This is a genomic window from uncultured Solobacterium sp., assembly GCF_963517755.1.
GTDB lineage: Bacteria > Bacillota_I > Bacilli_A > Erysipelotrichales > Erysipelotrichaceae > Bulleidia.
Genome location: NZ_CAUQGG010000005.1, coordinates 44,573 through 65,056 on the forward strand (window position 1 = coordinate 44,573; position 20,484 = coordinate 65,056).

The window sequence follows — 20,484 nt, forward strand, 5'->3', positions numbered from 1 at the left end:
GTTAGTTACACTAAACTAACTAAGTTAAATATAATACTTTTCGTTTTGCTCGTCAACTAATATTATTCGCTTTCAAAACGCACTATAAAAAGGAAATACAAGATGTGTATCTCCCTATAAATTTAGCTTTCTTTTTTCGCTCCAAATGGTATGACAAGTAGAATAACAGATACAAGGACGAGTACAATTCCAATCCATTGACGTACTGTTAATAACTCATGGAATACAATCACACCGATAAATAAACTTGTGAGTGGTTCAAATGTACTAAGTAGCGAAGCCTTTAAACCACCAGTAATTAATACACCATGTTGGAATAGTAAGACCGCAATAACAGACACCACTAACGCAAGGATAAACATAGATACCTGTCCCATCGGTTCTGTAACAATCATCAGCTGACCACTAGCGATGCCAATGACACCTACCGCAATGGACGCAAAGAAGTTAATCCAGAAGGATAGTACAGTTGGATCGATTTTATCAATCCCCTTTTGATCACAAGCAATTACATAGACGCTATAGATAAATCCTGCAAGAATTGCGATAGCTACACCAACAATCTTAACTTCCCCTTGAATTGCGTTTAATAGGACAATACCTGCTAAACATAAAACCATACATAGTATTTGTTTCTTAGATGGAAATGCATGGTACATCAGAATTGACAATAACATAACAAAGATTGGATGTGTATAAAACAGAATCGTTGCCATACCCGAATCCAAATGTGTATAGGCATTAAATAGCGCAACAGGAATTAACCCAAATGGAATCGCAATTTTCAACATTGGAATTATTTGTGCACGCTCAATCGAGAAGATATTTTTCTTCATGAGTGGCAATATTAGTGCAAGAATGATTGTCGCATAGAAACAACGACAGAACGCAACTGTAATTGGGGTTGCGCCATAGCTATATGCCATCTTTGTAAACAACGGCATTAAGCCAAACAGTGATGAGGACACGATAATCTGTAAATGTCCTAAGATGTTCTTATTCTTCATAATCTACTCCTCTTTCTTCAGAATGCGATATTTCGTTGTCCTTTGAAAGATGCGCTGTACTCTTGAACATAGATAACCATCAAAGAATACTGCTATTTTATCTACATCATCTAGATAAAATCCTTTTATATTTTATTTCCAAATACAACATTTTAGTACATGCATGGCGAATTTATCTAATCTTTTACGGCCACGCAATCATTACTATACCATGTAAAAATGAGAATGGAATTCTTTTTTCCACTCTCATTCAATTAGTAATACAACTTTCCCCTCTTTGCGGGTTTTCTTAAGATCAATCACACGTTGATTTTCTGAGCCACGATACATCAGGCGAAGATTCTTCTTCTGCCACATAAATGGTCCATCAATCAAAACATCTAATAAGTCCAACATTTCATCAGTAACTTCAGTGTATCTTCTTCCACCCTTTACAAGGTCACGTTCATAGACAAAGCCTGTATAGCTCCATAAATCTTTTTCTGGATAGCGCTGTTTTACTTTACGAAGAAGTTTGACAAGCTCTACCTGATTCTCTGGTTCAAATGGTTCTCCACCAAGAAGTGTTAGCCCTTGTATATACTCTCTTCCTAGAGCATCTAGAATACGATTTTCAACTTCTTCGGTATATAAATTGCCATAACAGAAACTCCATGTCTGTGGTTGAAAACACCCTTTACAACGATTTGTACAACCCGATACAAAGAGTGATACACGCACCCCCGGACCATCCGCAATGTCATATTCTTTTATATTTCCGTAATACATAAATACCTCCTAGGATGCAGGGTCACGTGTAAAGTCTTTAATATATTCGCCCTTTAAAATACGACGAATACATAGAATAATTTTGAAAATAATATCGAAGCGCAAGAAGAAATATACATACGTAACAGGTAATTTCCAAACAAAGGCCGCAAGTAATCCCATTGGTAAGCCAATAAACCACATACAACCGGCATCAATACGGAATGCATAATGCATATCCCCTGCACCACGTAAAATCCCTACAATTGACGTATTTTCAATTCCTGTAAATAACATAATACCAGCGATAACAGTCATAAACTGATACGCAAGATTCTTAGTCTCAACTGTTACATTTGGGTAAAGAGATAATACTGGTGTACGTATGAAAAGTACAACTCCACACGCAAGGATGCCTACAAACGCAGATAACACCAAAAATGTTCTACCAATTTGTTTAACGCGCTCATAATTTCCTTGCCCAACTGCTTTTCCTGTAGTAATCGTAGCACTTTTCGCCATGGAATAGACAAGAATCATTACAAATTGTTGGGCAACACTCGCAATAGAAGCAGCCGCAACATAATCACTACTCATCCTACCGATGATGGCTAACTGTGTAGATACCGCCAAACTCCAAATCAAATCATCCCCAATCACAGGCAAACTTAAATGGAAATAAGTAGGAATCATTGTTTTATCAAAATCGAAAATATCACGCAAGCCAAATCGAATATCCTTTTCGTGATATCGCGCATATATACTTGCACATACAAGTTGGAAGGCTCTTGCGACAATCGTACCAATTGCGGCTCCAACAACGCCTAACTTTGGAAAACCAAAGTTTCCATAAATCAAAAGAAAATTACAGATTAGATTAACAAAGAAAGATCCCGTATATACAGCTGCACTGATTTTAACATTTTCCTTTGCGGATAATGATGAGAAGTACCACATGGATAATCCATTCAATAGATATGAAACAACAACTACTTGAAGATAGGATACACCAAGTTCTACTAACTTTTCATCACTTGCAAATATATGAATGATTTGTCGTGGAAATAACCAACAAGCTCCCATATATAGTACAGATACGACGATAACTGACCATAACATAACACTCATGATATGTTTGATCTTTTCGATATTCTTCTGTCCCCAATATTGAGAAATCATAACTGCCCCAGCAGAAGTCAAGCCAAACGCAAAGACATTAAATATAAAATATGGCTGTCCTGCCAAGGTGACTGCCGATACTGCCGCATCCCCCAAAGATCCAACCATGACTGTATCTAGCATTTGTACACAGAAATTTATAATCTCTTGAATCACAAGAGGTATCATCATCGCTACTAAGTATTGATAAAATTGACGCTCTTTAATCATAGAATCCCACTCTCATTTGGCTTTCATTATAGCATACCCATTCATGCGTATCTTCTGCGAAAAATAAAATATGTTCCTACATTTCTGTAAGAACATATCTTCTTTAACGTTTTGTCATTTCATTATATGCACGTTGGTTTTCGTTTGTATAACCTAATAGAACAGAAGGATTCTTCATCGCAATTGTATTTAAGATTTCCTCAATTGCGCCCTTCTTACCAAAGCCTGGAGGTGTCAGTTCCATCTTGTCACCATCAACCAAACGACATAATGCGTATTGATTTACGACAACGAAGTTTCTTCTCATGACATAACGATATGCCCAAAGAATATCTTCATATGGTCTCATCATACCGTTCTGTTTCGAAACTACATAGTTATCTAGAATGACACAATAGCTATCCTTATGCGTTTGTAAGTATGTCTGTAATTCATTCCACGCTTCATATAGTCTACCTGTACTTTCAAGGTATGCGATTGTCTTTTCAATATTCTTGTTTTTCTTATTGCATTCAAATGCGGAAACTGCACCACCAATAGTAAATACAATACCTACTAAGAATAATACTCTGACGGTATCCTTATTGGATTCAACCCCATTAGAGAAGTAGTAAGAGCCTACATACTTACGCATCTCTGCATTCGTTTTATTGTAAGCACCCGCAATAGCGTTGATGTGTTCATCTGACAAATACTTCTGTACACCATATAAGCGATATGGCTTTGGTGCTAACTCTCCAGTTGTGTCATCACCACGTGTTGACCAGTAGGCTTGTTGTTCCTTCATCTGATTGTAGATGCTTTGATCAATCTTAACGACGTTTAATAAACGATCTGTATCAACTGCTACATAGTAATAATCTGAACCTTGATAAGCACTATAATCATCAATTGCTATAATATCGATGTAAGTATATTTACCATCCTGCTTACTATCATCAGCGTTAAACATCAATGCACTGTTTTTATTTGCTAACAACTTTGGCATTACTCTTGGTAATGTCATCAAACCAATACCAATAATGCAAGCAATCAAAGAAAGAATAATTCCTTGGTTTCCTACTTTAAAATACCTTCTAAATCCCTGCTTGATATCGTCCATAAAATCTCCTCTTTAAACTATAATACTTATCTATTTTACCATTAAATAATGATGTCTTCCTCAACATTTTTATGATGGTCTCCATGAATATACAGATATATCTTTTCTGTAACGATAATTATGACACTTATGAGTACAGAAAGTATAAAGAATAACTGTATTGGCATAAAATCAAAGGGAAACATTTTTGGTAAAGCTTTTAGATAACCGTAGTTACTCCCCATAAAATGATTCACAAAAGAAATCACAAGATTCATCGTTACTGTATATAAGAAAATATCTTTTATATTCAGTTCAATTTCCTCTTGACACAAAATGATGACTGCAGACATCCCCAGTAACATATGACTGCCAATATACGTAATATTGGTGATGTGTGGCCATAGGAATGGAGATGGATCTGGAAATGAGAATGCAATGATTGCGCCAAGTAAACCTAGCCATGCAAAGTATCGCATCCACTTTTCTTTCTTCAAGAAGTAAGATGCCGCAAGCATGATTGCGGATAATCGACAATGATACATTGGTAGTCCTTCTTTCATAAATAAAACTGGGTTTCCAGAATACCAGAAAAACAAAACTACTTGTAAGAATAATCCAAGTGTTAAAGAAATCTTTAACAATTTTTTATTATGTTTTTGCGTATGCGCAAATAACAAAACCGCTATAAATACAATTCGTATGATGAAGATAGACATGTTATGAACCCCATCTGGTTCATAGCGAAAAAAATATGTCATGTAGTTAACCCTCTGCAATCTATTATAACAAAGATATCATCATAATAGGAAACAGGTTTTTATACATGCATGTATGTATAAAAAACGTTATCACATGGATAACGTTTACTTAATATCAATTGCGGAATAGTCTGAATCTGGTGTTTGTGTTGTTCTAGCTGCTGCTTCAGCTGCCTCTTGGCTTGCATATCCAGTAAAGAATCTACTACCAACTAGATTAATCATATTCCCAGTATACATAGATTCTCCATGAGCCACAGAATATTCACCACTACTGTTCTTTCTAAGCACTACATTTTTAAAGTATGTAGAAAGATAATACGAAACATTTGTACCATCCTGTAACGTATAGTTAATTTCAGAAATCACATAGACTGTACTATTTTGGTCACTAGACATAACGATGAGTTTTTTGGCTTTTATGGAGTTAAATGTAGCACCAGATGAATTCTTAGTAACATCAGGTTGTTTTGCTAGAGCTTCTGAAACAAATAAATCAATATTATCTTGACTCAGTTCATCTACATTTTTCAGATATTCATCAAGACCACTAACAGTATACACCTTTGATTTTTCTGTAAGTTGATATGTATCACTTTCTGCTGTCACTGTAAATGTATCATCATTTGAGAATTCATCAGTTTTAGAAATCTGGTATTTGATTTTACCTGTATTAACGATTTTTCCTTTATCATCTTTGGTATCTCCTAATTTCATTTGACATTTCCCTTTACCATCAATACCTGAGCATTCAATGGTTACGTTAGAAAATGGATCAACCTTAGGACGATTCATCTTTTCAATAAAATTAAAAATAATCACCGCAAATAATAATATACTAATCGAAATTCCGATTCTCTTGCGAGTACGTCTCTTTTTAATCTCTTCAATTTCATCATTTGCACGCAAATATCCTTTTTCTTTTGCATAGACGATGTTTTCTTCATGTTCCATCTGCTCTGCAGTGGACTTTCTCTTTGGTTCAATTCTCTTGTAATCACAATACGGACATACGATTTGATCGTAATTATCGTTATATGCCTCAATCTTTAAGTTCGCACCACATTTTGGACAAACCATGCTTGCATTCTTTTCTGTATCTGTCATTTGAATTTCCCCCTTTATTACTCACAATTTAATCATATAGATTTTTGACCAATAGTCAAATATTTTTTAAAAAGAATTGCTATCTTTTGATAGCAGTTCTCTCTCAATTTATTTTCCTTGTAGATATGTTTTATATACTTCTTTATCCATACTGTGATGAGAAACTTTGATTTGTTCAATTAACTCTGGTTTCTCCAATAAATCAACGATACATCCACATACAATTTTTGCTGGTTCTATAAATGCTTTATATGAGTCTACAATCTTAAAATCCACCCCGTGAATTGCACCACTAAAACCATTATATCCAAACTGAATCATCGGATAGAAACAGGATACATCACCAACATCACCACCTGCAATACTTCTTTCATTTGCAATGATTTTATCTTCTGTTGTGTAATCCAAGATATTCTGATATGCAACTTCGCTAAGTACTGGATTTGGTGTAAATGGTAGATAACCTATCATATCCGCAAACTCTACACTTCCGCCTAATGCGGCAGCACAATGTTGTGCCATCGATGTAATCTGGTGATCAATTTCTAATAATTTATCTTGATTTAAGGTACGAATATAACATTCATAGATTACTTCTGAAGGAACACTGTTAATCGTATCTCCACCCTTTGTCAGAATCCCATGAACACGTACCATATCCTTTTCTTCAAAGGTTTCACGCAACATCCCTAAGGCTGTATTGAATAATGTAAATTCATTGAGCGCATTGATACCTAAATGTGGTAATACCCCTGCATGTGACGCTTTTCCTTTGAAGATAATTTTCTTGTATTTAAATCCAGCAAGTGAAGAACCATAGCCATACGCATATGTAGAACCCATCGCATGTAAGTGAATAATACAGTCACAGCCATCAAATACACCAGCTTCTAGCATGTTCATCTTTCCACCGATGTATTGAATTTTTCCTTCTTGAATGAGTTTGCGTCGATAGTCTAAATCGGTATATTCTTCTGCTGGTGTAAAGAACAATGTTACTTTTCCTTTTTTCTCTAATAAACCTGATTTCTTTAACGCAATGATTGCATTCACCATAATTGTGACTTGCGTACTATGTCCGCATGCATGTGCCGCATGGTCCTTTGGATTTGAACATGGATGTCCTTCTACAGGAATTGCATCTAGTTCCGCAATTAGTCCAATATGTGGCTTCCCTTCTCCAATGCTTACTTGAAAGCCAGTCTCAAAATATTCCGCTTCCACATGAATGCCATACTTAGCAAGTTCTTCTTGAACCATCTTTTTTGTTTCAAATTCTTTATAACCAAGTTCTGGATGCATAAACAACTCTTTGCCTAATGCAATCATCTCATCTTGTTGTGCATCAATGATTTTATTAATCTCTATTTTCATATAGCCTCATTCCTAATCCATCGCATTCCAATATTCAATCTCATCGATCCATGCAAGTTCTTCATTCTTCACACGATTACGAACATCTGTAGATAGTTTGTTTCTTTCAAAGAATCCTGCTTTGCGTAAGATAAACTCTGGATTTATATTTGTATTCTTTATCTTACGAGAAACTTGTACAACCATTGCCGGAACTTCTTTCTCGTGCATAGAAACCATCACAATATCTCCTGGTTGAATTGATTTATCTTCGCTTTGAAACAGTAGTGCTTTACTACAATGATTTGCATAGACTTTTACATAAATCGGTTTCTTACTAAACATGATTTTATCCTCATATAAAAAGCTACATTCATTATAATTCATGTAGCTGATATTTATCAAAAACTGTATATTCATCTACGTCATGCGTTACCCAAAAGACAGTCTTATCTTTGATTCGTTCTTTGATGAACAGCATGACTTTTTCTTTAGTAGTATCATCTAATCCTTTGAGTGGTTCATCAAAGAATAATACATCTGCCTTTGCATACATTGCACGTAGAATTGCAACTCTGCGCTTCATACCACCAGATAAAGTAGATACTTTTTGAAACATATCATCTAGTCCTACTTGATAAAAATCTTGTTTTAATTGATCAAGTAAATCTTTCTTAGATTGATTATTTACTACCATCAAAACATTCTGCATGGCACTTAAATTCTCACAGAGTCTATCTTCTTGAAACACCGCTGCTTTACGATAGTTCTGTAATGGTGTGATTGTGCCTGAATCTGGTATTTCTAAACCCATTAACATTCTTAACAGTGTTGTCTTACCACAGCCAGATGGACCTTTAAGGACGTGTACCATCCCCGTTTTAAAGTTTTGATTCCAATTTATAAAAACGGGATGTTGATCAAATGTTTTACAAATATTCTGTAATTGAATTGTATCCATCATAAACACTCCGTTTCTATATACTTAATCAACAGACGTATGAAAGTCATCACAAGTTTTTCCAGTACTGTACTTAAAATAATAATAACAAGTGTCCAAGCAAATAAATCAGCTGTATCAAAATATACCTTTGCCTGTTGTAAGTGTTCACCAATCGAAAACTTTGGTAAACCAATAACTTCGGCTGCTATACCTGATTTCCATGCAAGTCCTAATGCTAAGGAGCAGGCATTTTGGAAGTATGGAAGAATACTTGAAGTATAAATATAACGAATACGTGTGAAATTGGATAGTTCAAATACATCTGCCATCTCTATTAGCTGATGGTCACACATCTCAATCCCTTTTCGCACATTCTCATAGAAAATCGGAAAAACCATCAAGAAGGAAATCACAATTGACAGTTGTGCAGATCGCACCCAAATTAGCACAAGAATAATAAAGGAAGCGACAGGAATCGACTTTACTGTAAAGATAAGTGGAGCTAGTAAATGTTTAAACCAGTTATACTTTGTGGCAAAGATAGCCATCAGAATTCCTACAATCATCGCTACTATAAAACCTAAACTAATATTCACAAGTGAACGTACAATAGATTGGTAAAAATTCACTGTTTTTAGTAATTCTGTCAGTCGTAAAATAACGGTAAAAGGAGATACCAGTAGTATCTCCTGATTTAATATCATACTGATGGCTTGCCATACAAGAAACCAGAATAGTATAGTCCAGATTTTAATCTTTGATTTAGTTAGCTCCATAATAGAAATCATCTTCCGGTAAGCTGCCACCGACTGACTTTGGATTCTGTTCATTTAATACACTGAGATAACCTGAAAGTTTTTCTTTCATCTCCTTACCAGCAATGTATGTAATGTTGCAGAATGGTAATGCTTTTTTAGCGACTGCTGCCGCAATAATATCATATGATTCAATCATTGTCGCTGCTTCATCGTTATTTTCATTTACAAACTTAATAGATGCTTCATACTTCTCTAAGAAATCCACAACCGCTTCTGGGTGTGCTTCCACAAAATCTTTACGCGCTACTACAACACCAGTAATCAATGAACTCTTATTCTTTTCATCTTTTTGGATTGCATCCCATTCCTTTGTTAAGTCTAATGCCGCATGAATCTTATCATTCTTAGCTGCAGCTGCAGTAACAAATGGTTGTGGTAACATTGCGATAGCGTTTGGATCTTGTGCTAAAGCCTGAACACATTCTGCGTGTTCACTCTTCCATTCAATCGTAACATCAGTTCCTACTTGAAGGCCATTTTTTTCTAAGATGTAATTAAGTACATACTCTGGAGTAGCACCCTTACCACTTGCATAAATCGTCTTACCCTTTAAGTCCGCTACAGAGTGGATAGAATCACCTGTTTCACAGATATATAGAACACCCAATGTATTGATAGCCAATACCTGTAGATTCTTTTCCATCTTGTTATAAAGTACAGACGCAAGATTTGCAGGAACTGCCGCAATATCAACATCTCCCTTTACAATCTTTGGTGTAACTTCATCTACTGCAGATAAGATTTCAAACTTATAATTGTTGGATGTAATCTTACCTTCGTCATTTTCCTTCATCATTTGAACCATACCCATTGATGTTGGTCCCTTTAAAGCTGCTACGTTTACATCAACTGGATCAACTATTTTTGGTGTTTCTTTCGGTGTGGATGATTCTTTCTTTGTTGTTGGTGCACATCCTGCCAAAAGTGCTACAGATAATATAGTAGTCAACAGTTTCTTTGCGATATTTTTCATATTCTCTCCCTATGCTTGTTAATCACACAACATGTGTAATTTCTCTTATATAAGTAGAATCATTAATCATGATTCCCTCTACTATTTCCCAATTGTAACGCGAATCTAGTAAACATACCACTAAAGTGTTCACGCTATATTTATCACGACTATCTCCTAAATATCCTCAAATTCAACTAAAGCGATGATTGAGCCACTTTCATCTATCAAAGAAAATACCGATGTATATCAAATATACACCGGTATTCATACGAAATTCTTTTAGGAAGCTCTTGTACCATTTGGTAATGAATGTTCTGGGAATAATAATGTATCCGCAATTCCATCATCATAACCAAGTGTTACTAACATACCATGAGATTCAATTCCCATGATTTTTCTTGGCGCAAGATTCACTAAAAATAACGCCTGTTTTCCTTCAACAGTCTTGTAATCTTCACGTACTTCACGAAGGCTACATACAATTGTACGTGGTTCTTCCTCACCAAGATCAACTGTTAACTTCGTTAGTTTTGTAGATTTCTCTACATCTTCCACTTTTAAGATTGTACCTACACGAAAATCTAATTGTCCAAATACATCAAATGAAACTTCCTTTTTTACTTCTGCTGCCATGTTCTCTCCTTCTTCTTTATTTTTGGTACTGTAACACCAATTATCATTCCTATTAACATGCCTAGGCCAATCCCTAAGGTAGCTGATCCTATCAGATACATCCCACATAAAATTCCAATTACGGCACCAATCAAACAACCTACAAGCATATGCGTCTTTTCTACATCAATACGGTTGCCCATCGGATCGTGTTTATATTTTGCATAATAGATTAGCCAAGCACCAACAAGAATAATTAGTATAATCGATAGGCTATGAATTACTATACTCATTACTCACCATCTATCGCCTGTAAAACTTTTACGATTTCTCCAATGAAGAAACGATGAAAATCTTTATTCGGATAACAATCCTCTACGATTGCAGGAACACTGAATCCTTCTTCTTTCAAATCACCTGTATACAACTTCTTACATATAAAGACATACTTGGACTCTTCGATATAAGTAGTACAATCTGTAAATCCTGGTGTTACATTTGCCTCTTTAAATTTATCACAATCACGACCTGATTTTGAACCGAATATCGCCAAAGCTCTCTTTAGTGATTGTGGTAAAAGGTTTACTGTAAAGTATTCTTCCTTCTCCATAAATCCAAGCGTATAACGAGAAGGTCGAACATATACAAGTATCGTAGGAAGATTATGTTTTCCATCATATCCCCATATAGAGCCAAAATGTCCCCAAGAAACTGTCATACCATTGTATCCCATTTCCTGATTTCCAGCACATACAATCATCCATTCATTTGCGAGCATATTTGTAGGATGAAATTTTAGATCCGCATAATTTACTTCCTTCATTTCACACCTTCTTTCTTACTTCATTATAATGTAGAATCCATCATTATTTTATGAGTGTTTCATGAAAGATACCATAATGATACAACGCTTTTATAATACCATCTTCATCAATATCATCTGTTACATAGTCAGCCATAGCTTTCACATTGTCATTTCCATTACCCATCGCAACCGCGATGCCTGCAATCTCTAACATCTTTACATCATTATCCCCATCACCAAAAGCCATGATTTGAGACAAGTCTAAATTATAGTACTGTAGGATTTCCTGAATACCAATATCCTTGCCACCTTCTTTGACAATAATATCCCTTGCACGCTTATGCCAAGAAGTCGCCTTACAATGAGGCATATAATCTAATACGGTGCTAATTTCTATATCATCTAGACCATAAGGAATTACTTGTAGAATTTCTTCCTGTAGTACATTTGATATATCCTTAGTGTTTGATACATCAGAACTAATATCTCGCTGCACTTCCGCCACCAAATCATTTGCATAGTTCATATACATTTCATCCTGTGTAATGAATGTACATGGAAATGGATTCTCATCTAATATCTTCAACAGTCCTTTTATATCATCTTGTGGAATTGGCTTTGTACTAATGACTTCACGATGATTAAAGCAATACATTCCATTCAAACAGAGGTATGCATCAAATTCCAAACTTTCCGGTAATAACTTCTTTAGTTCAATCGGATGTCTACCGGTAGCTACAAATGTTAATATCCCCTGCTTGCGCAAACGTGCAATCACACGAATTGTAGAAACAGGTACTGCATGTTTACGATGTGAAATAAGTGTCCCATCCACATCGAAGAAAACAGCTTTGATATCATATTGTGCCATAGGCATTCTCCTTTGTTTATATTATCTTACCATAACAAAAGAGCCGTTCGGCTCTCTTGTTTATTTAGTATTCACTGATGCATTGTATCCTGCTAGTCGTCCAGAAGTTAATGCATATCCTTGTGCAACACCACCATATGTAATATATGCTTTTTTAGACGCAAATAACACGCCCATGGAGTCATTTCCAACCGCATATACATTTGAAATAGGTTCGTGTTCCTTTGTTAATACGTTGAAGTTTTCATCTACATCCAATCCACCAGTTGTGGAATAGATATATGCTGCCCCTTTGATAGCATAGAACTTTCCAGTTGTTTTACCATGTACATCAGAAATCAATAATTTAAATCCCAACTTATTTCCTAATTCAGAAATTGATTCTGCTGTTATTACATCATCATACTTTTCCCCGATTGCTAGAATATTTTCAATATTTGGAATCGGGGTATTCACTTCATAACTACCACCCTGTGATAAAAATGTTGGTTTATAAAAGGAAGATATACCACTCGTCTTCATTTTTGTAATCTCTTCTGCATTATAAATAGTATAAAATTCTTTTCCTGCTAACCATGCATTAAACGATAAATTGTTTCCTGCTTGTTCATTAAAAGGATTACCTGAAGAATCCACCATGACTGCATTAGTATCTAAAAGTAATGAGGTGAGAATTGCTTTGTCATCTGCACTCACATCATCACTGCGGATAATATTGGCAATCTGTGCAATATGTGTCTCAACCCCTGCATCAGGATTCATAACTACTCCACCAGAAGCTTCTGCCATTTGAATCCCTGCGCCATTGCACTGTGTCATACCATAGGTTTGCCATACACTTCCTGTATATTTCTGACACATCTCTTCATTACCAAGAAAGCCACCAGTCGCTAGTATTACAGACTTTCCATAAATTTCATAGGTTGTACCATCATACGAAACAGCTTTTACACCAACCACTTTTCCATCAGTATCTTTTAGTAACTCTTTTGCGGTCAACTCTGTCATATATTCGTTTTTAGAATTTAGAGCAGTTGCTTGATTCATAGAGTTTATATATGCAGTATCTTTATCCGTTCCTGATTTATCCGTGTAGGTTGTCCATAATGGCCATAATTTTGGATGGTAGAAAGCAAACATCTTTTCACCAAAATGAAAATCATAATTCGTCTCTAACCAATCAAATGTCTTACCTGATTCTTGAACGATTTTGCGAATGATTTCTTCTTTGGCATCGCCATCCGTATAGGAAAGCCAATCTTCTATCATATCTTCTTCATTTACAAAAGGATTACCATCATTCAATGCAACCTGTGCTTGTGGATTCACAGCCATAGCACCTGCTGACATCGCACCATTACCACCAATCTTAGCTGCAGAATCCATACCAAATACAGCCGCTCCATTACTAGCCGCACTTAAATATGAGGAAATACCTGAAGAACCTAAACCGACCACAATTACATCATAGCCATCTTTTTTAACAACATCTGTCGACTTTGGACTCTCCATCTTCCATTCATCCGCATTACCACCATTCTCATTAATGATATTCTGAATGATATATTTTGCGGAGATGCTAGATATTGTCGCACCAGTTATGTCATCAATATTAATCGATTGAGTATTGATGATACGCGGAAATAATCGTTCCTCAATTCCTCTATAGATACTTGCAGTACTGCCCGAATTGATTGTTTTAATCGATACAATTTTATTATCTTGAAATGTAACACTGAGATTCATCTCACCATCAACTGCATAAGCTTCTGCTTTACCCTCATATGTACCATCAGCTACCTTTGCAGTCTTTATCCCCGGTTTGATAGCGGGTCTTAAATAAGCAGTACATCCACTCAAAAGAACAGATGAGGCAGCCACCACATTCAATATTCTATGATTCATATATCCTCCGAGTAAGACAAATGTCTCGCTCCTACATCAAACACACAACTCTTGTAATTACTATATTATCAATTTGACTATTAAACATGCAAGTATGTTTTCATAATAATTGTATAAAATATGTAGAATGTAAAAAACATGCATTTAATTATGCATGTCTTCGTTATCTTCTCGTGATGAATGTAATTGTGCAATGATCATATCATGATATATAAATTTAACTGTACATAGAACGGAATCCTTAAAACTCTGATAAATATACCCTGCAGAATGCGTTCCTTTCGCAACACTATTAACAGAATTCGCAACATGACCAATTGGAATTTCATTCTTATCTTCTACCAGGATAGCTTCCATATCATATGCATTCTCTGGTTCTTTCTTTAGATGTAATACTTCACCTATTTTTATCATTCCCATCTCAATATATTCTTTAATATTGGTAATAGTTATAAAATCATTTTCTTTCATATGTTCGCTCCTTTTGTTGATGATTCTAGTATAGATAAACATAGGTACAAAAAAACTGCCTGATAAGAAAAACTCCATATCATTGCGGATATGGAGTAAACATTATTTCATTCCGTACTGCCCTTTACCGGTTGCGTATCCATCTTTAAAGGTAATATCAAAGTTAGCACCAAAGCTTCCATTTGCGTTATGCCAAGAGACGATATTCGAATAGGAACCGTAGAACAGTGATTCTGACTCACTATCTGGTTGACCAAACTGTGCAATAGCTTGATCATAAGAGAACGATCCGTCTGTAACAATTGCATTAAATTCATCTAATGTAACTTTTTCATTATGGTTTACCAAACTAAAACCCGAATAGCCTTTTCCTGTTGCTAGATTATTTGTAAAGGAAACTGTAAAACTAGCAATTCCCTTTAGGGATGAATCATGCCATGTCACAAACATTGACTGTGTATCTCCATAGCTATTCGTGCTTACTGAATCTGGTTCCCCTAAGATTGCCTTAACATCTTCAAAAGATGTTCCACCCTCACCGCCATACATTGGATCTCCTAATACAATTTGTTGATACTTTGTGCGAGCTTCAGATACCTTCTCTTCTTTTGTATCATTTTTAGGTGTTTCTTGTTCTGAATTTGGAGTTGTTGTAGATGTTGTTTCTGCTGTAGTTGTAACGGTTGTTGCGTCTTCGCTTTGTTTTTGGTCATCATGTTTACCAAAAACTTTGGTGATACCAAATAATACAATTACTACTAAAATGAATTTTATAATTTTCTTCATCTTCATTTCGGATTATATCTTCTGATACAATCCACCTCCTGTCTATGGTTCTAGATTAAAATAGACAGTGTACAAAAAACATGCCAGTTATGATAAAATTTAATAAACAGGAGAAAAGTTATGGCAGAAAAGAAATTTTTACCATTCATTGTGCTACAAATTCTCGAAGAACTTTCCGATGAATCTCATATTCTTTCAACAAACGAACTCATTGATCATATCGAAATGCGCTCAGGTATTAGTATTGAACGTCGTACCCTTTATTCAAACATCGAAATCTTAGAGCAAGCTGGCTATATCATTAATAAGTTTTCAGATAATGGGAAAGGCTATTATCTTGAAAAGCGTCAATTTAGTAAGGGGGAAGTCTTACTTTTATGTAATGCTATTCACGCTTCTCATTTTATCTCTAACAAACAAAGCAATGCATTGATTGCAAACTTATTGAAGACTCTCAATAAATATGACCAAAAAGATTACCACGATGCAGTCTACATGCCAAATCTGCAAAAATCCCCTAACGATCTTTTATTCGATAATATTGCGAAGCTTTCCGAAGCTATTCAAAAGAAAAAAGTCATTCAATTTGTATACATGCATTACGATTCAAATAAGAAATTAGTTCCAAAGCGAGAAATGGTATATACAGTCGAACCTCGTTTCATTGTATATCAAGATAGTCGTCCTTATTTAATTACAACAAGTAAAACACATCCTGGTTTTGCTCATTATCGTATTGATAAAATCTGTAAACTTTCAATAACGACAGAGAAAGTGAATCCATTCATGAAGGAAAGTGAACAAGACGCATATCGCTATGCGAAGAATAAATTATTCATGTATTCCGATGAACAACTTCATGTTCGTTTGCGTTGCGAAAATCGCATTATGGATCAGATGATTGATATATTCGGTACAGAGATGAAAATTTTAAAACGAGATGATGAATCATTTATTACTAGTGTTCTTGTAAATAAACAAGGCATTCTCTTTCTTGCTCAACAATTCATGGAAGCAATTGAAATAATTGAGCCAGATAACTTACGCAAAACAATGAAAGAACAATTAGAACTCACACTTCAAAAATACAGCAGATAAACTAATCTGCTGTATTTTACTTAACCTCTAGAACATTTTATAGATATCTTCCTCATCCATTGTAATGCATGGATAGTGATTCTTAATTTTCTGATAACAAATGCAGTCTTTATCATGATCATTGATCATACCGCAAGCCTGTAAATACGAATAAATAATAACAGGTCCAACATACTTAAACCCACGTTTCTTTAAATCAGTACTAATGAGTGTAGATAAATCATTCTTAGAAATATTAATTCCCTGCTCATGTCTTTTATAACAAATTGTTTTATCGTTACTGTAAGACCATAAATATTTATCAAAACCACCAAATTCCTTTTGAACATCTCTAAATGCTTTCGCATTTGATATCATTGCATTCACTTTTCTTAAAGATTTGATCATATCATCTGTATGCATGATACGCTCAATGTCATCAGCATCAAAAGACGCAACTTTTTCAACATCAAAGTCACAAAAACACTTTCGTATCACTTCCCTTTTACGAATAATCAATTCCCAACTTAACCCTGCTTGTAGGGATTCCAATACAAGATACTCAAATAACTTCTGATCATCATGCGTTGGAATGCCCCACTCTTGATCATGATATTCTTGCATTTGTTTACTGCTATCTTTCCAATTGCATGCCATAGTTAGTCTCCTATGCACAAAGCAAGCCTATTTGGCTTGCCCTGAGAATTCAAATTCTAATTCAATATCTTTACTAATCGACTGGAATAATGCCTTGTAGTAACTCTTCGCAGAGTCATTAATATTCTCAACATATTTCTCTAGATACTTTTCTTGTTCTTCGTTAGAAAGAGTTTGTGCAACAAGAGTGCCAGTATCAATGTCTTGTGTCGAATAACTTAATAACTCACCAGAACTATCATAAAGCTGATACGGATTTGTTTTGTCTAATTCAATTCCTAACACTTCGTATTTAGGAACAATGATTTTATATTTTTTCTCGCTAATCTGTTCCACTTTAACATGTGTTCTAATACCAAGCTTTGCAGCGTAATTTAGAATAATAATAGATTTTTTCTCTGAAAAAGGGATTCCAATATCTGTCCATGGAATAGTAGTTTGATTCTTAGCGGTAACTACTTTTTCAATACCCACATTCAAAAATACAACTTCATTAGCCTCTTGTATATATTGAACCATAGATGAAGACTGGCTATTATTTTTCGGATTATTTTGTGTATAGCCATATAGATAAGTACCTAATAAAATTGCGCAAATCAGCAATAATACCCATAAAGATATTTTAATTCCAAGAAATTTCTTAATTGTTTTCATATTCTCTCCCTAATTATAACTTTAGTAGAACAAATACTCCCAATACAGCAGCTAAAATTGCAAGTAATGGATTTAATAAATACAATACAACAACTATAACCACAAAAATTGCTACTAAAATAATTTTCTTCATTTTTCCTCCCAATACTTGGTGAATCTTAAAACTGAGTAAAACTACTTCTTTATTATATTTGTTTATATTAAGACTTTCCATATTTATACGTCAATATATAAAGTCCGTTAGTATTTCATCCTACATAAATCCCATTATAAAAGCTATGCATAGATATCGTTATATCGATAGTTTGCATAGCTTCATAAATCTATAGAAGTCCAATTGCGGAACAAATAATTGAAATAGCGATTGTTGCAACAATCAAGATAACTGGTGATACCTGTTTCTTCTTTAAGAAGTAAAGCATAAGTAAGGTATATGCCATCGGGAGTAGTTTAGGGAAGATTGTATCAAAGAAAGCTTCCTGTACTCCTACTGAAATATCTCCACTTACTGTAATAACAGGTAGTAATTCAATATTTACGTAACTTGCGATTAATGCACCAACAACAGTGATACCTAGAATCGTTGCAGAGTTAGCAATAATAGATGAATTCTCCTGTAACTTTTCAAATGACTTGATACCTAGGTTATATCCCATATGTGTCCAAACAATACGCAGTAACCAAATAATGAGATAACATGCAAAGAAGATAATTGGACCTAAAATCAAACCCTGTGAAGCAAATGAGCATGAAATACCAGCGATGATTGGTAATAATGTGAACCAGAAAATTGCATCACCAATACCAGCGATAGGGCCAAATAGCGCAAGTTTCAAACCCTTGATGGTATCACGATTTTCATGTTGTTCTTCTAGTGAAACTAATAACCCCATTAAGAATCCAACTAAGTTTGGATGTGTATTGATAAACTCCATGTTATCTACCATTGCGGCAGATAGACCTGCTTTATCATCTTTATAAATCTTCTCTAATGCAGGAAGTTGTGCATATAACCAACCCGCAGCTTGCATTCTTTCATAACTGAAACCAGCTTGTAATAATGATGAGCGAATTGCAAGATTCGTAATATCTTTCTTTGTTAGTACACGTTTAGATTCCGACATGGTCGTCACCTCCATCCACCTTCAAATTTTTAACTGCTTCTTTAATCTCTTCCTGACGTTGCTTTGCATTATAGAAATCAAATAATGCAAAGGCTGTACCCATTAATGCGACTGGAAGTAAATTCTTCATGTCGATAAAGCATACTGCTAAGAAACCTGCAATAAAGTATGGAATGTACTTTGGCTTCATCATAACATTTAGTAACATTCCAAAACCGATAGCCGGTAAGATTCCACCCGCAACAGTTAAACCATGTGTCAAGAATTCAGGCATTTGATTAACTAGTGCACTCATCGCATCCTGCGCTAAGAATGTACATGCAAATACAACCACTCCATAGAGTAGTGCTACGATACCTGTCATCAGAAGGTTCATCTGTGCAATCTTCTTTGTATCGCCATTTTCTGCCGCCTTATCACATACTCCCATAAAGAATGAGAATGAAGAATAGCAGAATAAAACAACATATTGCATCAAAAATGAGAATGGCAAGCAAAGTCCAAGTGCAGCTTGTCCATCAACATTTGTTGTATAGGCGATTACTGTACACATTACACCTGCTAGAATTGGGTTTGGTGGTTGTGTTCCACCTGCAGGTGTTAATCCAGCAAATGCTAGTTCAGTTAAAGCACCAGTTGTTAAACCTAGCTTTACATCTCCAAGAATCATACCTGTAATTGTAGAAACGATTAGTGGTCGGAAGATAAAGAATGATTCCAACCAGAAATCGATGCCGAAGATCATTGCAGCGATTGATAATAACAATCCCTGTATAAATGTAATTTCCATATTGATTTCCTCTATTATTTAATCATTTCTTTTTGTGTTCCTGGAACATCCTGTATGAATACATTCGTTCCTGTTGAGACTATAAATTTCAAATCGTCCATATCTGTATCATCAACATATACTTTCTTAGAAAGTTCTCTCTTACCTGGTGCAAAGTGCATATTACCGACATTCAAATCTTTTAGATGTACACCTTTTTCTACCAATGCACGAGCACTTTGTGGATTACGTACAACTAAGAAAATGTGTTGATCAGGAGATGCTTTATCAATCACATCAGCAGTTTTTTGAATCGTGAAAAAGCGAATCCCAACATTACTTGATTTCGCAGTTACTGTCATCAATGATTTCTGTAATTCATCTTCTGCAACAACATCATCTGCAACTACAATCAAATTTGCATTTAATGTTTGTGTCCAAGTAACTCCTACTTGTCCATGTACAAGACGATTATCAATTCTAGTCAATAAAATATTATCCCCTTTCATGTTACTTCATCTCCTTTCTATTTCGGATAAATTATTGAACATGCATTATGGTGAAATATCATTATAATGCATGAGAATGATTC

24 protein-coding genes are annotated in these 20,484 nt (G+C 35.0%); 1 reads left to right on the plus strand and 23 read right to left on the minus strand.

Annotated features, from left to right (window positions below):
• Nucleotides 1-122 precede the first annotated feature (122 nt).
• The 18 genes from RWM19_RS04170 to RWM19_RS04255 all read right to left on the minus strand — a co-directional run bounded on the left by RWM19_RS04170 (nucleotide 123) and on the right by RWM19_RS04255 (nucleotide 15,617).
• On the minus strand, nucleotides 123-1,007 hold the full coding sequence (locus RWM19_RS04170; RefSeq protein ID WP_313984072.1) for a DMT family transporter: 885 nt from the start codon (nucleotides 1,005-1,007) through the stop codon (nucleotides 123-125).
• A 246-nt stretch (nucleotides 1,008-1,253) separates the two neighbouring features.
• Nucleotides 1,254-1,775, minus strand: coding sequence for an anaerobic ribonucleoside-triphosphate reductase activating protein (gene nrdG, locus RWM19_RS04175; RefSeq protein ID WP_294024967.1), 522 nt, complete (start codon nucleotides 1,773-1,775; stop codon nucleotides 1,254-1,256).
• A 9-nt stretch (nucleotides 1,776-1,784) separates the two neighbouring features.
• Nucleotides 1,785-3,143: an MATE family efflux transporter gene (locus tag RWM19_RS04180; RefSeq protein WP_294023623.1), complete on the minus strand. Its 1,359-nt coding sequence runs from the start codon at nucleotides 3,141-3,143 to the stop codon at nucleotides 1,785-1,787.
• Nucleotides 3,144-3,246: 103 nt separating this feature from the next.
• On the minus strand, nucleotides 3,247-4,245 hold the full coding sequence (locus tag RWM19_RS04185; RefSeq protein ID WP_313984077.1) for a DUF6709 family protein: 999 nt from the start codon (nucleotides 4,243-4,245) through the stop codon (nucleotides 3,247-3,249).
• A 41-nt stretch (nucleotides 4,246-4,286) separates the two neighbouring features.
• On the minus strand, nucleotides 4,287-4,985 hold the full coding sequence (locus RWM19_RS04190) for a TIGR02206 family membrane protein (RefSeq protein ID WP_313984079.1): 699 nt from the start codon (nucleotides 4,983-4,985) through the stop codon (nucleotides 4,287-4,289).
• Between the two features lie 105 nt (nucleotides 4,986-5,090).
• Nucleotides 5,091-6,092, minus strand: coding sequence for a zinc ribbon domain-containing protein (locus RWM19_RS04195; protein WP_294021002.1), 1,002 nt, complete (start codon nucleotides 6,090-6,092; stop codon nucleotides 5,091-5,093).
• Nucleotides 6,093-6,200: 108 nt separating this feature from the next.
• A complete protein-coding gene (locus RWM19_RS04200) occupies nucleotides 6,201-7,466 on the minus strand; it encodes an amidohydrolase (protein WP_313984081.1) in 1,266 nt (421 codons plus the stop codon).
• 12 nt (nucleotides 7,467-7,478) lie between these two features.
• Nucleotides 7,479-7,790 (minus strand): hypothetical protein, encoded by a 312-nt coding sequence (locus RWM19_RS04205; protein WP_313984084.1) that lies wholly within the window; start codon nucleotides 7,788-7,790, stop codon nucleotides 7,479-7,481.
• A gap of 31 nt (nucleotides 7,791-7,821) precedes the next feature.
• Nucleotides 7,822-8,409, minus strand: a complete 588-nt coding sequence (locus RWM19_RS04210; RefSeq protein ID WP_313984086.1) for an ATP-binding cassette domain-containing protein — start codon at nucleotides 8,407-8,409, stop codon at nucleotides 7,822-7,824.
• A complete protein-coding gene (locus RWM19_RS04215; protein ID WP_313984088.1) occupies nucleotides 8,406-9,164 on the minus strand; it encodes an ABC transporter permease subunit in 759 nt (252 codons plus the stop codon). Before RWM19_RS04215 ends, RWM19_RS04210 begins: the two co-directional genes overlap by 4 nt.
• The gene (locus RWM19_RS04220; protein ID WP_313984091.1) at nucleotides 9,151-10,179 is read right to left on the minus strand and encodes an ABC transporter substrate-binding protein; all 1,029 of its coding nucleotides are present in this window, start codon (nucleotides 10,177-10,179) and stop codon (nucleotides 9,151-9,153) included. The genes RWM19_RS04215 and RWM19_RS04220 overlap by 14 nt, the downstream gene beginning before the upstream one ends.
• Before the next feature lie 261 nt (nucleotides 10,180-10,440).
• Nucleotides 10,441-10,794: a tRNA-binding protein gene (locus RWM19_RS04225; protein ID WP_294020223.1), complete on the minus strand. Its 354-nt coding sequence runs from the start codon at nucleotides 10,792-10,794 to the stop codon at nucleotides 10,441-10,443.
• Entirely contained in the window at nucleotides 10,779-11,066 is a 288-nt protein-coding gene (locus RWM19_RS04230; protein WP_294023119.1) for a hypothetical protein, read from the minus strand. The genes RWM19_RS04225 and RWM19_RS04230 overlap by 16 nt, the downstream gene beginning before the upstream one ends.
• Nucleotides 11,066-11,596 (minus strand): flavin reductase family protein, encoded by a 531-nt coding sequence (locus RWM19_RS04235; RefSeq protein WP_294023120.1) that lies wholly within the window; start codon nucleotides 11,594-11,596, stop codon nucleotides 11,066-11,068. Before RWM19_RS04235 ends, RWM19_RS04230 begins: the two co-directional genes overlap by 1 nt.
• Before the next feature lie 43 nt (nucleotides 11,597-11,639).
• Nucleotides 11,640-12,449, minus strand: a complete 810-nt coding sequence (locus RWM19_RS04240) for a Cof-type HAD-IIB family hydrolase (RefSeq protein ID WP_294023121.1) — start codon at nucleotides 12,447-12,449, stop codon at nucleotides 11,640-11,642.
• Between the two features lie 60 nt (nucleotides 12,450-12,509).
• Nucleotides 12,510-14,354 carry an FAD-binding protein gene (locus tag RWM19_RS04245; protein ID WP_313984096.1) on the minus strand — a complete coding sequence of 615 codons (1,845 nt, stop codon included), beginning with the start codon at nucleotides 14,352-14,354 and terminating at the stop codon, nucleotides 12,510-12,512.
• A gap of 144 nt (nucleotides 14,355-14,498) precedes the next feature.
• Nucleotides 14,499-14,825 carry an HIRAN domain-containing protein gene (locus RWM19_RS04250; RefSeq protein ID WP_313984099.1) on the minus strand — a complete coding sequence of 109 codons (327 nt, stop codon included), beginning with the start codon at nucleotides 14,823-14,825 and terminating at the stop codon, nucleotides 14,499-14,501.
• Nucleotides 14,826-14,927: 102 nt separating this feature from the next.
• Nucleotides 14,928-15,617 carry a DUF3862 domain-containing protein gene (locus RWM19_RS04255; RefSeq protein ID WP_294023124.1) on the minus strand — a complete coding sequence of 230 codons (690 nt, stop codon included), beginning with the start codon at nucleotides 15,615-15,617 and terminating at the stop codon, nucleotides 14,928-14,930.
• A gap of 114 nt (nucleotides 15,618-15,731) precedes the next feature.
• On the opposite strand from RWM19_RS04255, the gene RWM19_RS04260 reads away from it, so the two are divergent.
• Nucleotides 15,732-16,709 carry a YafY family protein gene (locus RWM19_RS04260; RefSeq protein WP_294023125.1) on the plus strand — a complete coding sequence of 326 codons (978 nt, stop codon included), beginning with the start codon at nucleotides 15,732-15,734 and terminating at the stop codon, nucleotides 16,707-16,709.
• Between the two features lie 27 nt (nucleotides 16,710-16,736).
• Here RWM19_RS04260 and RWM19_RS04265 read toward each other — a convergent pair whose 3' ends face one another.
• The 5 genes from RWM19_RS04265 to agaB form a co-directional block, all read right to left on the minus strand.
• Complete coding sequence (locus tag RWM19_RS04265; protein ID WP_313984106.1) at nucleotides 16,737-17,345, minus strand: DNA-3-methyladenine glycosylase I; 609 nt, start codon at nucleotides 17,343-17,345, stop codon at nucleotides 16,737-16,739.
• Nucleotides 17,346-17,372: 27 nt separating this feature from the next.
• A complete protein-coding gene (locus tag RWM19_RS04270) occupies nucleotides 17,373-17,999 on the minus strand; it encodes a DUF4230 domain-containing protein (RefSeq protein ID WP_294209319.1) in 627 nt (208 codons plus the stop codon).
• 323 nt (nucleotides 18,000-18,322) lie between these two features.
• The gene (gene agaD, locus RWM19_RS04275; protein ID WP_294024930.1) at nucleotides 18,323-19,123 is read right to left on the minus strand and encodes a PTS galactosamine transporter subunit IID; all 801 of its coding nucleotides are present in this window, start codon (nucleotides 19,121-19,123) and stop codon (nucleotides 18,323-18,325) included.
• Nucleotides 19,110-19,913: a PTS galactosamine transporter subunit IIC gene (gene agaC, locus RWM19_RS04280; protein WP_294024928.1), complete on the minus strand. Its 804-nt coding sequence runs from the start codon at nucleotides 19,911-19,913 to the stop codon at nucleotides 19,110-19,112. The genes agaD and agaC overlap by 14 nt, the downstream gene beginning before the upstream one ends.
• Before the next feature lie 14 nt (nucleotides 19,914-19,927).
• The gene (gene agaB, locus RWM19_RS04285; protein ID WP_294020211.1) at nucleotides 19,928-20,401 is read right to left on the minus strand and encodes a PTS galactosamine transporter subunit IIB; all 474 of its coding nucleotides are present in this window, start codon (nucleotides 20,399-20,401) and stop codon (nucleotides 19,928-19,930) included.
• Nucleotides 20,402-20,484 lie beyond the last annotated feature (83 nt).

Excerpts from the sequence above, each read along its gene's own strand:
- RWM19_RS04215 (WP_313984088.1), bottom strand. The coding sequence starts at position 9,164 with ATGGAGCTAACTAAATCAAAGATTAAAATCTGGACTATACTATTCTGG.
- RWM19_RS04220 (WP_313984091.1), bottom strand. The coding sequence starts at position 10,179 with ATGAAAAATATCGCAAAGAAACTGTTGACTACTATATTATCTGTAGCA.
- nrdG (WP_294024967.1), bottom strand. The coding sequence starts at position 1,775 with ATGTATTACGGAAATATAAAAGAATATGACATTGCGGATGGTCCGGGG.
- RWM19_RS04195 (WP_294021002.1), bottom strand. The coding sequence starts at position 6,092 with ATGACAGATACAGAAAAGAATGCAAGCATGGTTTGTCCAAAATGTGGT.
- RWM19_RS04200 (WP_313984081.1), bottom strand. The coding sequence starts at position 7,466 with ATGAAAATAGAGATTAATAAAATCATTGATGCACAACAAGATGAGATG.
- agaD (WP_294024930.1), bottom strand. The coding sequence starts at position 19,123 with ATGTCGGAATCTAAACGTGTACTAACAAAGAAAGATATTACGAATCTT.
- RWM19_RS04180 (WP_294023623.1), bottom strand. The coding sequence starts at position 3,143 with ATGATTAAAGAGCGTCAATTTTATCAATACTTAGTAGCGATGATGATA.
- RWM19_RS04205 (WP_313984084.1), bottom strand. The coding sequence starts at position 7,790 with ATGTTTAGTAAGAAACCGATTTATGTAAAAGTCTATGCAAATCATTGT.
- RWM19_RS04250 (WP_313984099.1), bottom strand. The coding sequence starts at position 14,825 with ATGAAAGAAAATGATTTTATAACTATTACCAATATTAAAGAATATATT.
- RWM19_RS04190 (WP_313984079.1), bottom strand. The coding sequence starts at position 4,985 with ATGACATATTTTTTTCGCTATGAACCAGATGGGGTTCATAACATGTCT.
- RWM19_RS04270 (WP_294209319.1), bottom strand. The coding sequence starts at position 17,999 with ATGAAAACAATTAAGAAATTTCTTGGAATTAAAATATCTTTATGGGTA.
- agaC (WP_294024928.1), bottom strand. The coding sequence starts at position 19,913 with ATGGAAATTACATTTATACAGGGATTGTTATTATCAATCGCTGCAATG.
- RWM19_RS04230 (WP_294023119.1), bottom strand. The coding sequence starts at position 11,066 with ATGAGTATAGTAATTCATAGCCTATCGATTATACTAATTATTCTTGTT.
- RWM19_RS04225 (WP_294020223.1), bottom strand. The coding sequence starts at position 10,794 with ATGGCAGCAGAAGTAAAAAAGGAAGTTTCATTTGATGTATTTGGACAA.
- RWM19_RS04260 (WP_294023125.1), top strand. The coding sequence starts at position 15,732 with ATGGCAGAAAAGAAATTTTTACCATTCATTGTGCTACAAATTCTCGAA.
- RWM19_RS04240 (WP_294023121.1), bottom strand. The coding sequence starts at position 12,449 with ATGGCACAATATGATATCAAAGCTGTTTTCTTCGATGTGGATGGGACA.
- RWM19_RS04265 (WP_313984106.1), bottom strand. The coding sequence starts at position 17,345 with ATGGCATGCAATTGGAAAGATAGCAGTAAACAAATGCAAGAATATCAT.
- RWM19_RS04245 (WP_313984096.1), bottom strand. The coding sequence starts at position 14,354 with ATGAATCATAGAATATTGAATGTGGTGGCTGCCTCATCTGTTCTTTTG.
- RWM19_RS04210 (WP_313984086.1), bottom strand. The coding sequence starts at position 8,409 with ATGATGGATACAATTCAATTACAGAATATTTGTAAAACATTTGATCAA.
- RWM19_RS04235 (WP_294023120.1), bottom strand. The coding sequence starts at position 11,596 with ATGAAGGAAGTAAATTATGCGGATCTAAAATTTCATCCTACAAATATG.
- RWM19_RS04185 (WP_313984077.1), bottom strand. The coding sequence starts at position 4,245 with ATGGACGATATCAAGCAGGGATTTAGAAGGTATTTTAAAGTAGGAAAC.
- RWM19_RS04255 (WP_294023124.1), bottom strand. The coding sequence starts at position 15,617 with ATGAAGATGAAGAAAATTATAAAATTCATTTTAGTAGTAATTGTATTA.
- RWM19_RS04170 (WP_313984072.1), bottom strand. The coding sequence starts at position 1,007 with ATGAAGAATAAGAACATCTTAGGACATTTACAGATTATCGTGTCCTCA.
- agaB (WP_294020211.1), bottom strand. The coding sequence starts at position 20,401 with ATGAAAGGGGATAATATTTTATTGACTAGAATTGATAATCGTCTTGTA.